13 protein-coding genes and 1 pseudogene are annotated in these 14,664 nt (G+C 48.1%); 4 read left to right on the top strand and 10 right to left on the bottom strand.

Going from position 1 to position 14,664, the window contains the following annotated elements; all coding sequences use genetic code 11:
• Nucleotides 1-696: 696 nt before the first annotated feature.
• The 7 genes from Q3C19_RS13675 to Q3C19_RS13645 all read right to left on the bottom strand — a co-directional run bounded on the left by Q3C19_RS13675 (nt 697) and on the right by Q3C19_RS13645 (nt 10,108).
• Nucleotides 697-1,998: a sigma-54 dependent transcriptional regulator gene (locus Q3C19_RS13675; RefSeq protein WP_122120987.1), complete on the bottom strand. Its 1,302-nt coding sequence runs from the start codon at nt 1,996-1,998 to the stop codon at nt 697-699.
• Entirely contained in the window at nt 1,986-4,115 is a 2,130-nt protein-coding gene (locus Q3C19_RS13670) for a hybrid sensor histidine kinase/response regulator (RefSeq protein ID WP_302729994.1), read from the bottom strand. Before Q3C19_RS13670 ends, Q3C19_RS13675 begins: the two co-directional genes overlap by 13 nt.
• Nucleotides 4,116-4,364: 249 nt before the next feature.
• The gene (locus Q3C19_RS13665; protein ID WP_148331086.1) at nt 4,365-6,095 is read right to left on the bottom strand and encodes an ABC transporter ATP-binding protein; all 1,731 of its coding nucleotides are present in this window, start codon (nt 6,093-6,095) and stop codon (nt 4,365-4,367) included.
• 8 nt (nt 6,096-6,103) lie between these two features.
• On the bottom strand, nt 6,104-6,724 hold the full coding sequence (locus Q3C19_RS13660; RefSeq protein WP_302729991.1) for a class I SAM-dependent methyltransferase: 621 nt from the start codon (nt 6,722-6,724) through the stop codon (nt 6,104-6,106).
• A gap of 7 nt (nt 6,725-6,731) precedes the next feature.
• The gene (locus Q3C19_RS13655; RefSeq protein ID WP_302729989.1) at nt 6,732-8,534 is read right to left on the bottom strand and encodes an ABC transporter ATP-binding protein; all 1,803 of its coding nucleotides are present in this window, start codon (nt 8,532-8,534) and stop codon (nt 6,732-6,734) included.
• A 10-nt stretch (nt 8,535-8,544) separates the two neighbouring features.
• Entirely contained in the window at nt 8,545-9,366 is an 822-nt protein-coding gene (locus Q3C19_RS13650; RefSeq protein WP_302729987.1) for a class I SAM-dependent methyltransferase, read from the bottom strand.
• A gap of 130 nt (nt 9,367-9,496) precedes the next feature.
• Nucleotides 9,497-10,108: a TetR/AcrR family transcriptional regulator gene (locus Q3C19_RS13645; protein WP_141427651.1), complete on the bottom strand. Its 612-nt coding sequence runs from the start codon at nt 10,106-10,108 to the stop codon at nt 9,497-9,499.
• Nucleotides 10,109-10,367: 259 nt separating this feature from the next.
• Here Q3C19_RS13645 and Q3C19_RS13640 point away from each other — a divergent pair, with 259 nt between their 5' ends.
• The 3 genes from Q3C19_RS13640 to Q3C19_RS13630 are packed head-to-tail and all read left to right on the top strand — an operon-like array spanning nt 10,368 to nt 11,248.
• Nucleotides 10,368-10,562: a hypothetical protein gene (locus Q3C19_RS13640; protein ID WP_204480897.1), complete on the top strand. Its 195-nt coding sequence runs from the start codon at nt 10,368-10,370 to the stop codon at nt 10,560-10,562.
• Between the two features lie 55 nt (nt 10,563-10,617).
• A complete protein-coding gene (locus Q3C19_RS13635; protein ID WP_148331082.1) occupies nt 10,618-10,914 on the top strand; it encodes a helix-turn-helix domain-containing protein in 297 nt (98 codons plus the stop codon).
• A gap of 31 nt (nt 10,915-10,945) precedes the next feature.
• Nucleotides 10,946-11,248, top strand: coding sequence for a helix-turn-helix domain-containing protein (locus tag Q3C19_RS13630; RefSeq protein WP_302729980.1), 303 nt, complete (start codon nt 10,946-10,948; stop codon nt 11,246-11,248).
• Between the two features lie 73 nt (nt 11,249-11,321).
• On the opposite strand, the gene Q3C19_RS13625 is transcribed toward Q3C19_RS13630, so the two are convergent.
• The 3 genes from Q3C19_RS13625 to Q3C19_RS13615 are packed head-to-tail and all read right to left on the bottom strand — an operon-like array spanning nt 11,322 to nt 14,203.
• Nucleotides 11,322-11,705, bottom strand: coding sequence for a transporter (locus Q3C19_RS13625; protein WP_270711253.1), 384 nt, complete (start codon nt 11,703-11,705; stop codon nt 11,322-11,324).
• Nucleotides 11,705-12,955, bottom strand: coding sequence for a site-specific integrase (locus tag Q3C19_RS13620; protein ID WP_302729970.1), 1,251 nt, complete (start codon nt 12,953-12,955; stop codon nt 11,705-11,707). Before Q3C19_RS13620 ends, Q3C19_RS13625 begins: the two co-directional genes overlap by 1 nt.
• A gap of 18 nt (nt 12,956-12,973) precedes the next feature.
• On the bottom strand, nt 12,974-14,203 hold the full coding sequence (locus Q3C19_RS13615) for a site-specific integrase (protein WP_302729968.1): 1,230 nt from the start codon (nt 14,201-14,203) through the stop codon (nt 12,974-12,976).
• 279 nt (nt 14,204-14,482) lie between these two features.
• Between Q3C19_RS13615 and Q3C19_RS13610 the strand changes: the two are divergent.
• A pseudogene (locus Q3C19_RS13610) lies at nt 14,483-14,629 on the top strand (tyrosine-type recombinase/integrase); the annotation flags it as partial.
• Between the last annotated feature and the right edge of the window lie 35 nt (nt 14,630-14,664).

Below are 14,664 nucleotides of genomic sequence, written 5' to 3'. Positions count from 1 at the left end.
AGGCGAATGTATTGTGCCACCGATTTACATCATCCAAGTTCTACCCCTTAAAATCTGCACCCCATTGCTGATACTTTTATTTGAAGTTTTGCTGTTGTAAACCAGTACGACAGTACAACAGCAAATCAGCGCATCATTGGAACTATGTTGTTGCCTATCTGTACAGAATTGCTTTCTTGATTGTCCGATTCTGTTTATCATCGTTTTTGCGAACCTTTGATTCGACGCGTTTACAAACAGGCGAAGATGTATTTGTCTAAAATCGCATTTCTCATTGATCTAAGGAGAATTTTGGCTATAATTGGCACATATAGGCATCGAATTGACACTATTGTCTGTATAGCAGAAGAAGGAAAACACAACTTTCATCTTCCGTATCCTCAAACTAAGGTCAGACTTGTACACCGACTTATTCCCGTTCTTCTTTTGGGCAGTTTGGGCATCGGGAAACGATGCTTTGGGAGCCATAATAACAGCACAATTTCCAATCCGTTTGCTTACGGATTTTTGATTTCACGAGAAATCAGCAAGGTGTCCTTCGAGTTACCCGAAGGCTTTTCGGTTACTGCCGAAAAGTGGCAGCAGCAAGGTATGTTTTGAGTTACTCAAAACCTTGCGAGTTACTCTCGCAAGCCTTGCCGCCGAGTTGCCTCTCCGAAGTCGGGCAACCTGTTTCTGACCTGCGGCAATCGTGCCTTATTCCTTGTACTTGATGCCGTATTGTTTCATCTTGCCGTATAGTGTGGTGCGCCCGATGCCGAGCAGTTCAGCAGCCAGCGAGCGGTTGCCGTCCGCCTGTTTCAGAGCACGGATTATCTGCCTCTTTTCCATTTCCACGTTCTTCAAGGACAAGGATGCTTCTCCCGACAGCAGAGGTTCTTCAAAATTCAGTTTGTCAGCCGTTATCACATCCCCGTCGGTGAACAGCACCGCCGAACGTACAGTTCCTTTCAGTTCTCTCACATTGCCGCTCCACGGATGGGCGAGCATCCTCTTCCTTGCCTCCGCGTCAAAGCCTTTCACCTGTTTGCCGAACTCCTTGTTGGCAAGTTCACGGAAGAACTCCGCAAGCGGCATGATGTCCTCACAGCACTCACGCAACGGCGGTATGTTCAACGTGTATTCCTTTATCCTGTGGAACAAGTCCTGACGGAAACGCTTTTCGGCGATTGCAGACTGCATATCCTCGTTGGTGGCGGCTATGATGCGCACGTCTGCTGCCTTTTCCTTGTTGCCGCCTATGGGTCTATACCGTTTGGTTTCCAATGCCCGGAGCATCATCTGTTGTACTTCGGCTGGCAGGTTGCCTATCTCGTCAAGGAACAGCGTACCGCCGTCGGCTTCCTCCCAATAACCTTTCTGTTTGGCATCCGCACCTGTAAACGCTCCTTTCTCATGTCCGAACAGTGCGGACGCAGCAAGCTCTTTCGACAGTAAGCCGCAGTCTACAGCGACAAAAGGCTTGCCTGCCCGTTTGCTCATTGTATGTATTTTCTCGGCAATGTGCTCCTTTCCCGTTCCGTTCTCGCCCAGCACCAACACGCTCATGTTGGTTGGTGCGACCAATTTTATCTTGTGGTCTATTTCACGGAAAGCCGCACTCTGCCGCTCGTGAATGGGCGTTTCGTGCCGTTCTGTCCTTTTCTGTAAGGTTTTCAGGAGAGGAAAGAGATTGTCTTCAATTAGCTTCTTCGGGATATAATCCTCCGCACCCGACTTCATCGACCGGACGGCGGTTGGCACTTCGTCATAGTCCGTCATGATGATGTAGGGATTGCGTTTCCCTTGTTTGCGAAGTTCATCCAACAGCAAGATGCCGTCACCGTCGTTCAGGCGCAGGTCGGCGAGCACAATATCGTCCTCGCACATCTTGGCGAACAGTTTGTGTGCCCCGTTGCAAGTGGACGCACTGACGGCTTGGAAACCTTTGCTTTTCAACAGCCTGCATACATAGCCGGAGAAAGTGAGGTTGTCTTCCACAACAATTATTCTTCCCATCGTTTCGCTTCCTTTCTTGCCAAGTCCACAATCATTTTACCTTGTGCCAATACAGCATTAACTGCATGTGTTATCTCTCCGTCCGTTGGACTATCGCTGTGAATTACGGCATATAATTCCTGCAACGGCTGTTCCGCTTTCATCAGCATCCATGAACTTCTGAGGTGGTGTACCCAGCCATCCAATGCCTCCATGTTTTTCTCTTTCGCCGCGTTCTGCACTTCATCCATTTCTTTCTCCGTTTCCGTTACCAACCGTTCCAATGTATGTCGCCTGTCGCCAAAGGTGAGTAAAGCCGAGAAGTCGAGCAGTTGTCTATACTCTTTATTGGCATATTGACTTACTACATTCAGTAGTTCGGCAATGGAGAACGGTTTACCGAGCATGGCGGTGAACCCTGCCGATTTCAGTTCTTCCTCCGTGATGAACCCTGCCGCCGTTACAACCACAATTGGAATCGTGCGTGAGTTGCCGATGTCGGATGTGCGTAAGAGTTCCAGCACTTCGTAACCATTCATGTCAGGCATCTTCAAATCGGTTATTAGGATGTCATAATCCTTTCCGCGCATTTTATCCGTCAATTCTTCTACCGTCAGGCAAGTATCACAACTTATGCCGTTCTGTACAAGCATATCCCGTATCATGCTGAGCGTCACAAGGTCATTGTCTATCACCATTACGCTGTAATTTGAAATAATGTCTTGCACCTGTTCTTTCTTCCCGTCAGATTCTGTTTCTTCGGTTTTCGGCAATGGAAGAACAACGGTGAACTTGCTGCCTTTATCCTTTACGCTTTCCACCGATATACGTCCGTTCATCAGTTCCACAAGCTGTTTCACGATGGGAAGTCCCAACCCGAAGCCGTCCTGCGTGGCGGCATTGCCCAGCCGCTCGAAAGGCTTGAATATCCGTTCCTTTTGTTCTTCGCTGATGCCCGTACCCGTATCCTCCACCGTCAGCGTAAAAACACCGCCCTTGTATCTGGTTGCCAGAGCAATAGTGCCGTTGTCCGTGAATTTGATGGCATTGGAAAGCAGGTTGCCGCCTATGCTCAAAATACGGTTCTTGTCGCCGTCCACTACTTCATTCGCATAGTTACAAACGGTCAAGGTCAAATGCTTTGACTTTGCTTGCATGGTAAACTCCGTTTCAAGAGTATCCGCTATCAGGTTTAGCCTGAATGGTTTGGATAGGATTGTCACTTTCCTGCTGTCCAACCTGAAATAGTCCATGAGGCTGTTCAGCATGGATGCCATGCGTCCTGCCGAAGTCTTTATTGTTTCCGCATGGCGCACTCGGCTATCCTTGTTGTCATCGTTCAGCAAAAGTTCGGCGTTGCCGCTGATGGCGGTCAAAGGTGTACGCAGTTCATGGCTTACGTTCTGTATGAGGTTGCGCCGCAAGCGTAGAAGTTCCTCGTTCTTGGCGTTGCTCTCCTGCAATTTGCCGATAAGCTTTTCACGCTTTTTCTTTTCGTCCGCGTTGCGTTTCAGTTCCCTATGGATGGTGAGATAGGACAGGAACAGCAGGATGATGGCTGCCGATATGGTAGCGGTGAACAGCCTGACGGATAGGCTTTGCGCCTCCGCCATCTTCCGCTCTTTCTGTATGAACGCCCCCAATGCCTGCCTGTCAAGGTCGCTGACAAGACGGTTCAGTTGGGTGTTCAATGTCCGGTTACGTATGCGAAGGCTGTCGGTGTAGGCATCCATCTCCGTCGCCTGTTTCCGTTGCAGGGCAATCAAGCTGTCGCCAAACTCGTGCAACTCTTGGGCTGAGGGAAGTACTTGTACGGTCTTTTTGCCGCCGAAGAAACCTGCGATGCCCTTTTTCTTCTGCTGTACGGTGCGCAGACTGGTCGCACGTTTCGCCACTTCGGGCAGGTGGTTCACCAAAATACTGTCGGCTTCTTCCTGCCGTTCAAATACCGACATGATATGCCGCAGATGTTCCTCCTTGCTTGCCAGTAGAGAGCGAAGAGTGTCTATCTGCGCTGGATACACATATGCTGCACAATGGAACTTCAATGCTTGTAACAGACTATCTGTACACAGACGTTGGATACGGTAATGACTACAGTCTGTTCTGTTCCAATCAATGACACTCTCTCCCAACATGGTAAGCCGAGTGATATATCGATGGACATTGTGAATATCACGTATAGCTTGCTGTACTTCGCTGTTTTGTAAATCAATTTCTGATATTCGATGTCGTTCACGTACCAGAATTGATGCCATAAAGCCGATAAGTACAATTAAGATAAAATATCCTACTAACACTTTATACCGTAAATTCATTTAAGAATCTATCATTTTAAAGATGCCTGCTCTATAAAAACAGGCATCCTATTGATTTTTATACCGTTTTTACAGTTTCCAACCTGAAATTTGTTCCTGAATATTCCATAGTTGGGCATACAACCCTTCGGCCTGCATCAATGTTTCATGCGTACCTTTTTCCTTTATCTGTCCGTTATCCAACACGATAATTTGGTCTGCCCCCTTAATGGTTTTAAGTCTATGCGCAATGGCAATGACAGTATGCCCTTTGATGAGTGCATCTATGGCTTTCTGTACTTCCACTTCATTTTCGGGGTCAAGTGAGGCGGTCGCTTCATCAAGCAGGATGATTTGTGCGTCTTTCAGCATGGCACGGGCTATGGATATGCGTTGCTTTTCTCCGCCCGAAAGGGTACACCCTCCTTCGCCTACCAAGGTGTCATATCCTTTGGGCAACCGCATGATGAAATCATGGCAACAGGCTTTTTTAGCTGCGGCTATAATTTCTTCTTCCGTCGCGTCAGTTTTACCAAAGCGGATATTATTGCGTATGGTGTCCTGAAACAGATAGACATCCTGAAATACCATAGAGATGTGGCTCATCAGACTTTCTGGATTTATCTCATTCATCGGAACACCATTGAAAAAGATACATCCTTTCTGTGGGTCGTAGAAACGGGCGCAAAGCTTCATCACCGTACTTTTCCCGCTTCCCGAAGGTCCGACAAGAGCCGTCAAGGAGTTTTTCGGGAGCGTAATGTTTATATCATGCAACACTTCCTTGTCTTGATAGGCAAACGATACGTGTTCAAACCGGATATCGCCTGCTGCCGGGGATTGCCGTTCTCCTTTCATCTCCGGCTCGTTCATCAAGGAAAGGATGCGTCCACCGGCAATGGAAAAATAGCGGAACTCGGTAAAGTTTGTTAGTGCGGAAGTCAGCGGGTCGAACACACGAGAACCGACTACAAGGAATAGCACGAATACAAGGATTGAAAGTTGCCCTCCCAACAGAAGGTAAGTTCCACATAGCACCATCATTGTCAGCCCGGCACGTACTAAAGTGATGCTCAACAAGACGAATGGGCCTAACAAGGCCTCCTGACGGATGCAAGCACGGCGAAGTTCCGCAAAAGCATCGCGCAACCTAACAAAGCGGTCACCTATCAGATTGTACGCTTTCATTACACGAATACCCTGTAAGTATTCTTCCAACCGATTTCCAGCATTTATTTTTGCTTGAATTTGCCTGCCGCTTAACTTCCGCTGTGCCTTTGTGCTTGCCCACAGGACGAGCAAGGCAAGCGGCAAGGCGGCAAACATACTGACCGCCATCCTCCAATCTATCCATACAAGCGAAGCAAAAGCCAGTACGGGCATGACTATGGCACCCATAAGTTGGGGCAGGTGGTGCGAAATTCCGGTTTCTGCCATCATGAAGTCCGTAACAAGCATAGACGACAAATCACCCGGATCACGTTTCGACAAAAAGCCCAACGATAGTTTCCGCAAGTGCTCCGCCAGCGACAAACGCCCGGAAGCACTCATTTCGTATGCTCCTCTAAAATTGGCTCGGTAGGATGCCCGTTCTGCCAAAGCCATGACCAGCATATAAACAGCCATAATGCCGAATATCCACCACAGGCGGGTCGTGTCAAGCGGCTGTCCGCTCCCGTCAAATGCACTGAAAATGATACGTATCGCTTCTATAGAAAGACAAAACGGTACTATATTCACTAAGTTGGCAAGCATGGTGTAACCCACCGGCTTGTAAAGTCTTTCCGTGTGACCTATTGTAATATTCTTTATTGCATTCATATCTTATTTTATTTATATGCTATAATATGTATTTCTTCCTTTTTACGGATTGTTCTGATGGATGAAAATCCGACTTCATGCAACCGTTCTTCCAATTCTGCCGGAGTATAGACAACCATACCATCTATCCGTTCCGTCCACATTTTTCCAAGTTCGGGGTCGCTCGCTTCCAGACTAATAAGGAAACAACCTCCTTCTCGGAGAACACGCGCCACTTCAGACAACGCTATGTTTACAGGCGACCAGAAATAGATCGTTTCAAAAGCCGTGATAGCATTAAAGAATCCATTCTCATAAGGTAATGAACAAACATTCCCTTGTTGTATGAAACATCTTTTATTCAAGTCTTTTTCGTTGTACTTTTGGGCGAATGAAACACTTTCTTCTGACAGGTCTATGCCGTAGATATTTCCTTTCGGACATAAATTCAATAAACGTTTCAAATTCGCACCACCGCCACAGCCTATATCAAGAACATTCCAATTCGGCTGCCATTCCACTTGCTTCATGCCACGATTAGCTAAAGATGCATGAAAACAATTCATTCCTCGCAAAATCATCCGTCCCCAAAATCCTTGCGGACAACTTGTGTTTTGCAAGACCTTGTTTAAGAAATTCTTCTTTCTCATATTGCTTTTAGTTTTTGTTCAATGTCCAATGGTATGCGCTCGTATAGGCATCCCACATATTTTTATATACACCCTCCGTCACGGACAGCTGTTCATGCTTTCCGCATTGCACAATGCGTCCTTCTTTCATGACGACAATCTGATGTGCGGAGATGATGGAAGAAAGGCGATGGGCAATCACAATGACCGTTTTATCCTTTATCAGTGACTGCAAAGCCATCTGCATTTTATGCTCGTTTTCAGGGTCAGCGAAGGCAGTGGCTTCGTCCAACACCAGTATCGGAGCATTCTTCAATATGGCACGAGCTACACATATCCGTTGGGCTTCACCGCCGGACAGGAATACACCTTTATCGCCTATCCTTGTTTCGTAGCCTTGCGGCAAACGCTCTATGAAATCGTGGCATTGGGCAGCTTTCGCAGCGGCTATTACCTTTTCTTTTGTAGCATCTGGAGAACCTACGGCAATGTTCTCATATAATGTGTCGTAAAAAAGGAAATTGTCTTGAAATACAAATGAAACCATGTCCATCAGTTTTGCCGTATCTATCTGACGAATGTCAATACCTCCTATACAAATTTCCCCTTGCTCCACATCCCAGAACCGGGGTATTAGGTTGGCAACCGTTGATTTTCCGCTTCCTGAAGGACCGACAAGGGCGGTTATCTTTCCTTGTGGAGCTTTGAAGCTGACATCACGCAAGGCTTCCGTTCGTGTTCCCTGTTCCGTGTTTTCGTAGAAGAATGATACATGACGGAACTCTACATCGTAAGCAGCAGGCACTTGCGGATGTCCCGGCTCCGGCACAGGTTTCTTTTCCAGTATGCGGTCAATGCGGTTTACTCCTTCGTTGATGTCGCGCGTATTCCCTCCTAAAAAAGTCAGTTTGTAAACGGGCGAAGCCATACCCGGTCCCATGATGATAAAAAACAGCCACACCACAGCCAATGAGAGTGATTGCGGACTGGCTTGCAACAGCAGAATACCCATAGGAAGAATAAACGTAACCATCGAATTAAGCAAGACGGTAAATGCTATCATACCGTTCTGATATGTGTCACAACATTTCAAGGCGAATGTCTTGTATGCCTGAATTTCGGTATTGAACTGGCGGAATGAGCGGACGCTCTGCCCGAAAATCTTGACTACGGGCATTCCCCGTACATACTGCACGGCGGACGCGCTCATCTTTTCCTGCGCATCGTAATAGATGGCCATGAACTCCCTTGCCCTTTTTCCCATGAAATTGGAAAATTGCAGGAATAAGCTAAGCACCACAACGGCCAGGCACACGACTGTCAGCCACACATCCAGCGAGAAAAAGATGACCAGCATTACCACTACCGTTGCCATTACATTGACCAAATCCGGAATGGTATGGGCGATGAAGCCCTCTATTTTCTCGATATTCTGGTCCATTGTTTTCTTGATGGCTCCCGTAGAGGTATTGTTCAAATATCCCAAAGGCAGTTTGCCGATATGTTCAGACAGACGGACACGCAACCCATACAAGATACGGAATGCAGCCACATGTGAGGACATCAGGGCGGCATAGAGCAATATCAATCCGCCAACAAGCCCTCCAAATGCAATCCATCCCCAACGCATCATGTCCGTTCCGTCCAAAGCGGAAAGATTGGAGCCATTCGACAGCAACTCTTTCAAAATTTCATAAACTGCCCAATAAGGCACAAGCATACACACCGCGCTGCCAGCCGACAGCAGACCTGCTAATATAAGCAGACCTTTCCTTTGTCCCGCTATCTCGAACAGACGGGACAAACCTTTTTTCTTTTTTGACTTTTCCATTGTTATTACGCTATTTTGATGTGATTTTATATCCGAGCAATGAACTGAATTTGTAGCAGAGCCAAGGGATGCGCCCCAATATCTGCCCGAAGAAGAATCCCCAGCGTGAACGGAAGAACTTCATATAGTTAGCCTGTTCAATGAGCTTTAAAGACGGTTCCCATTGTTCCACCACATACCCGTTGCTTATGCCGGAACGGATTTGAGCCTCGTGTTTGCGGAGCGAATCGGGCTTCACACCATGTCGGCTCATTATCGTGCCGCACACGTCAAACCACAATTCACCTCCCCCGAAACGGTTTGCCACGTGATGCAGGAAGGATTTTACTTGCTTCTCGTAGAAGTACATCAGTACCCCCTCCACGATGAAGATAAATTCTGCTTCGGGGTGCTTCCGGCGCAGGTCATCCATCCAGTCGTTCTCCAACAAAGACGCTTCAATATAGACATTGTCCGGCTGTTCGGGTATCAATTCCCGGCGTAGAGCAATGACCTCAGGCAAATCCAAATCATAAAAGACTGCTTTCTGACTTCCGATACGCTGGAAACGGGTATCCAGTCCACATCCCACATTGACCACGACCGGATGCGAATGTGCTTTAATAAATCGGCGCACAGCGCAGTCAAAATACCATCCACGCACCACGCATCCCACTTCGCTCAACTTTGCCCCGTCGAACTGGGAATAATCGTATTCCAAACTGTCCGCCAGCCATTCCGCAGCCTTGTCATATAGAATGGGATTATTCCGGCGACTTTCTTTGGCTCTCATGTATAGCGGAATAAGCAATGTTTCCGCTACAATACTCTTAAACTCGTATTTCTGTCTCATATTTTTGGAGTGTTTAATAGTGAACGATATTCAGAATTGTTCATAAAAAAAGGAGGAAACCTCCGTGAAGATTTCCTCCTTACCAACCGTTCTGATGCGGTTGAATGTTCGTATGTACGTTGTCTGTATCTCATATCTTGATAATAGCCCTCCAACCTTGGATTTCAAACAGAATATAATCGTGCAAAATAGCCTCCATCTCTTGCCGGGGTACGGAATGCATCAATAGCTCCTCGAACATCGTGAACATCCATACCGTATGCAAATGAATGATAAAATCGGACACAGCCGTATTGATTTCGGGATGTTTCCGCTGCATGGACGCGAACCACGCCTTAACCAATTCCGTGGAACGGTCGGTATAATTCTCACGGAAGCGTTCCAATGAAGAACCTTGCGCACGGAACAACAGTATTTCCATTAGCGAACGGTGTTTGTCTATAAGCGAAACATATTCGTCAATGCAGGATTTCAGGTATTTTTCCGACCGCATCATCATAATATCTTCGCCCCGTATGCCGTGGTGTTCTTGCAGCATGGCTTCCAAAGCGCACAAAACAGGACGGACCACTTCACGGAATAATTCATCTTTGCTTGTGAAGTAGTTATAGATATTCCCAACACCAACACTCGACAATTCCGCTATTTCGCGCATGGAAGTCTTGGAATAGCCTTTCTTCTCGAATTGCTGTCTGGCAATCGTCAATATCCGACCCCTTATGTCCTCTTTCAGCACTTGCATTTATAACGAACAATGTCTGTTTTTAATTTTTTGCAAAGGTATAAGGCTTGAAATTGTCGTGCAATACCTATTTTTAGGGATTTTGCGTCTTCCAAAACATGGGGAGCGAACCGTTTCGGTATGCCCGAAACACAAACCTGCTCCCCATCAAAACTTCTCCTTGATGGGTTGGCTTTTATGTTTCTTCAAATCAATCCTATTCCATAAAATAAAGTCTTACTTCATTCTACATCAAGCTCAGGTTTATTAGCAGGCTTATTTGAACCTGATGAACGCCACAGGCTACCACACCGATGCCAAATGCTGCCACGCAGGTGCGAAGCGGTTGGATTGTGCCGGACTTCGCTTTCCTTTGCATCACGGACGCTTGGAACAGCCGTCACGGGGTCGGCGGATAACGCCACTCCCTGCCACAAGCTGCCACGATTGTGCCAACCCATCGTTTGATGCGTAATGCCCATTTACTTTGCGTCCAAAACCGAGTATCAACATTAAAAACAGTATCGACAATGGAAGTATTGATTTTTCAGAAAGAGGCGTTTGAGGAAATGGCGGCGAAGTTCAGCCGCTTCTCCGACCGTGTGAACGAACTCCTTGCCAAACAAGGCGGCAAGTCATTAAACCGCTGGATGGACAACCAAGAGGTCTGCCGACAGTTGAACATCAGTCCGCGCACCTTACAGACGCTGCGTGATAACGGCACGCTGGCCTATTCGCAGATAAACCACAAGGTGTTTTACCGACCGGAGGATGTGTCGCGCATTGTCAAGCCCGTTGAACGTAAGCTGGCAGACAAAGCCGTTTGATTATTATTGTACCACTAAATCCAATGTAACAATGAGTGAAATGATTACCAAGAACCATGCGCTTATCGCTGAGTTCGGCGACAGCCTTGACCGTCTGTTGGACGGCATCGAGAACTTCATGGCAAACAGCCGTCCGACATTAGGCGGTGAACGCTTCCTGACGGACAGGGAGGTGTCTGCACGGCTGAAAGTGAGCCGACGCACCTTGCAGGACTACCGCAACAACGGCATAATCGCCTATTACCAGTTGGGCGGCAAGATTCTATACAAGGAATCGGACATCGAAAGTATGCTTGCCGCCAATTATAGGGAAGCGTTCAGACGGCATCCATAATTTGAACAAAGGGAATACGACCAGACGGCATCAGGTCGTATTCCTTACCTTGTCTGGTCGTATATCCTTCGTATCAACAACTTGGGGCTTTTCGTATATATGCCGCTGGCGAAAAGAACAAATATAACGGTTCTTTCCGATTGGCGGCATATAGTTTCCCCATGATGAACCGCCGGAAAGCCACGCTCTCCCTACTTCTCAACTTGAAGGAAACGGCTATCACCATTTCAAGACTGTAAACATCGTAGTTTATCCCGTTGTCCTGTTTGATGTACCGCTTCGTTTCGCTTTCCAACAATTCCATGTTTTTGTAGATAGAGTGTATAGCCTTGCGGATGTCGCAGCCGAACACGTTGAACGCATCGGACATCTCCTGCTGCGTCATCCAGACGGGAGCGGTCGGTATGGCGACCAACCCGTTTTCTGTGATTGTGATTATTCCCCGTTCCATAGTCATTATTCATTATCAATGTTTGTTTCTTTTGGCAGTTCTTGTCTTTTGTACCATTTGCCCGTTCCGTACATCATTCTGACCGCCATCAGGTTGTCTATGTCCTTTGAAATCTTCTTGTCAGTCACCTCCGCGTACCGCTGGGTGGTCTTTATACCTGAGTGCCCCATCATCTTGGCGATGCTCTCAATGGGTATGCCCTCCGAAATCAAGAAAGTTCCGAACGAATGGCGGCTTTGATGGTAGGACAAGTTTTCTTTCCGTCCTATCGCCACGCCCAACTCGTGTATCTCGAACCACATCTCGTCACGGCTCGGAAGCGGAAACACGGGCTTCGTGTCGTCTGTCGTGTTGTAGAGGTCGAGTATCTGCTCCGCTATCGGATGCAGGGGAATGAACGCCTCCACGTTGGTTTTCTTGCGGTTGATGCGGATGTAACGCCTGCCGTCCGCCGTCGTGCCGATATGGTGCGGATGGAGCAGCATGATGTCCACATATGCCAACCCCGTGAACGTTGAAAACAAAAATGCCCTGCGCCCAAGTTCCTGCAACGGGTCGAGCATGGGCGTTTCAAGGATGGCTTTCAGCTCCGCACGGCTGATGTGCCTGTGCTTCGGCGCGGGCTTCTTCTCGTATTCCATGTCCTCCAACGGGTTGGCACGGAGTATCTCGTAGTCCACGGCGAGGTACACCAGCTTGCTCAGCCAGCACAGGCACTTGTTGATTTGCTGTGCGCTGAAATTCTTGTTGCGCTTCATGAAAGCCTTGTAGGAACTGCCGAAATCTTCCGTGATATCGCTGAACTCGATGTCCTCCTTGCCCAACGATGTGAGATAGTCTTTCAGGTATTTCTGGTAATATCCCGAATGGCGGTAGGTGGACGTGGAGTTTATCTCCTTTGAACGGGCAAGCAGCCGTTCACGCTCCCTTTCGCCCATCTGCAACAGCTTGGTGGGGATGACGGCTTTCCTTGCCAACGTGTTCTTCAGTATCTCTGCGCTCACCACGTTCTGTTTCTTCAACGAATCCTCATAAGCAAGTTCAACGGACTTCTTGAACTCCTGCAAGCGGTTGTTCTCGCGGACGGTGCGGATGGTTCCCTTGCTGCTGTTCCAGTCCTCCGGTCTGCAATAGATGCCCGTCGCCATCGTGGAACTCTTGCCGTCTATGGTGATGCGGCAGAGGACGGCGGTCGTGCCGTCAGCCTTCACCTTGTTACGGTTGATGTACGGTAATATGGAAAATGTACTGCGCATAGATGTAATGTTTTAGGATTAAAGGATAAGTTTCAAGTCTTTGGTCGCCTCGATGTATCTGTCCATGTCTTCAAACAGCTTTTTCGGAGTGACACGGGCATAGACCTGGGTCGTGGTTATATCGGAGTGACCAAGCATCCGGCTGATGGTTTCAATCGGCACTCCGGCTTCCAGAGTAATCAGCGAGGCGAAGGAGTGGCGTGCCTGATGGTAGCACAAGGTGCTGCTCACCCCTGCAAGGACGGCAAGTGATTTCATGTGCCGACGGAGGTTCGGATGGTATATCATCGGGAACAGCGTCGGGCGGTTTTCGTCATGGTACTTCTCAATCAGGGCGAGTGCTTCCGGCAGCAGTTTCACGCTCGCCCGAAGCTCGTTCTTCTGGCGGCGGTATTTCAGCCAAAGGCATCCCTCGTCATCGGTGTACAGATTGTCCCTTGTGACGCTCACCGCATCCGCATAGGCGGTTCCCGTATAACAGGCAAACAGGAAGAGGTCACGCACAAGGATGTGCGTGGTGCGCCATGCGGGTATCTCCACATCGCGTATCTTCTCGAAGTCCTCACGGTTCAACGCCCTCGGTGTACGCTCTGTCTTTTGCGGTAAGGTGAAATTGGCGAAATGACATCTTTCGGCATACCCCTCCTTGTAGGCGATGCGGCATACCTTTTTCAAGATAGCGAGATAGTGGCGCACGGTGTCCACCGCCAAGCCTTTCACATCCATGACATAATTCTGGTAATCGTGTATGAACTGTTCGGAAAGCTGCCCGAAAGCGATGTCCTTCGTCTTGAACTGCCACTCGATGAACTCGCCCAATGTCCTTCTCATGTAGTAATAGCCGGGATAGGTTCCTTTGGCACGGTCGATGCCGATACGCGACTTCAAGTCCTCGCAGATACGGTCGGTCATTCTCAGCAACGTCATCTGCGTGTCCATGCTTCCCTGAAACAAGTTCTTGACCGCCGTTGCGTCAAAGTCCTGCCCACGCTCCACCAACGTATCAAATGCCGCATTGACTGCAAGCAGCAGCTTGTCCAGTTTCGCATTGGTTTCCACCGCCTCGCGACTCTTGCCGTCCAGACGGCTTTCCCTCGCGTTCCACAACTCCGGCTTGCACGACAACTTGCATCCGAACTGCGCCATCGTACGGTTCACCGTTATCCTTCCCATTATCGGGGCTTTGCCCGACTTGTCCGTTCCGCTCTTTTTCAGGTAGAGCAGCACCTTGAATTTTTCAACTTTCATACGCTTACTGATTTTGTCACAAAATTAACTTACGAGTAAGCGTCCATTGATTTGCAGAACGGTGCGTATCAGCGCAATCGGCACGGACTTGCAACAATTTCATTTTCCGTGCGTTACCTGTCCCTGCTTCGGTAACTGACGGCTAACGGCTTGGTAACTGAAATAGCTCAATATTCCGCACTCCGTTGCGTCTCCGACATTTGGCAGAATAATGAAAAACCGCTCATTTCAAACGTGTTACGTTTTATCGTCACTTGTTTGCCGACGGCTGCTTTGTGGGTTCTGTTCCATGTGGCCCGCCACAGCTTCGCTTCACTATTGTTGGAAAATGGTGTTGACATATATACCATTAAAGATTTAATGGGTCATACAAATGTCAGAACCACGCAGATTTATACGCATAGTGCGCCCAGACTGGTCGCTTGATAAATGCTTCTTTAGCAAGAAGTTAGGATTGGGTA

It is taken from the genome of Bacteroides sp. ET489 (genome assembly GCF_030518095.1).
Lineage (GTDB): Bacteria > Bacteroidota > Bacteroidia > Bacteroidales > Bacteroidaceae > Bacteroides > Bacteroides ndongoniae.
This window is presented reverse-complemented; position numbering and strand designations above follow the sequence as displayed.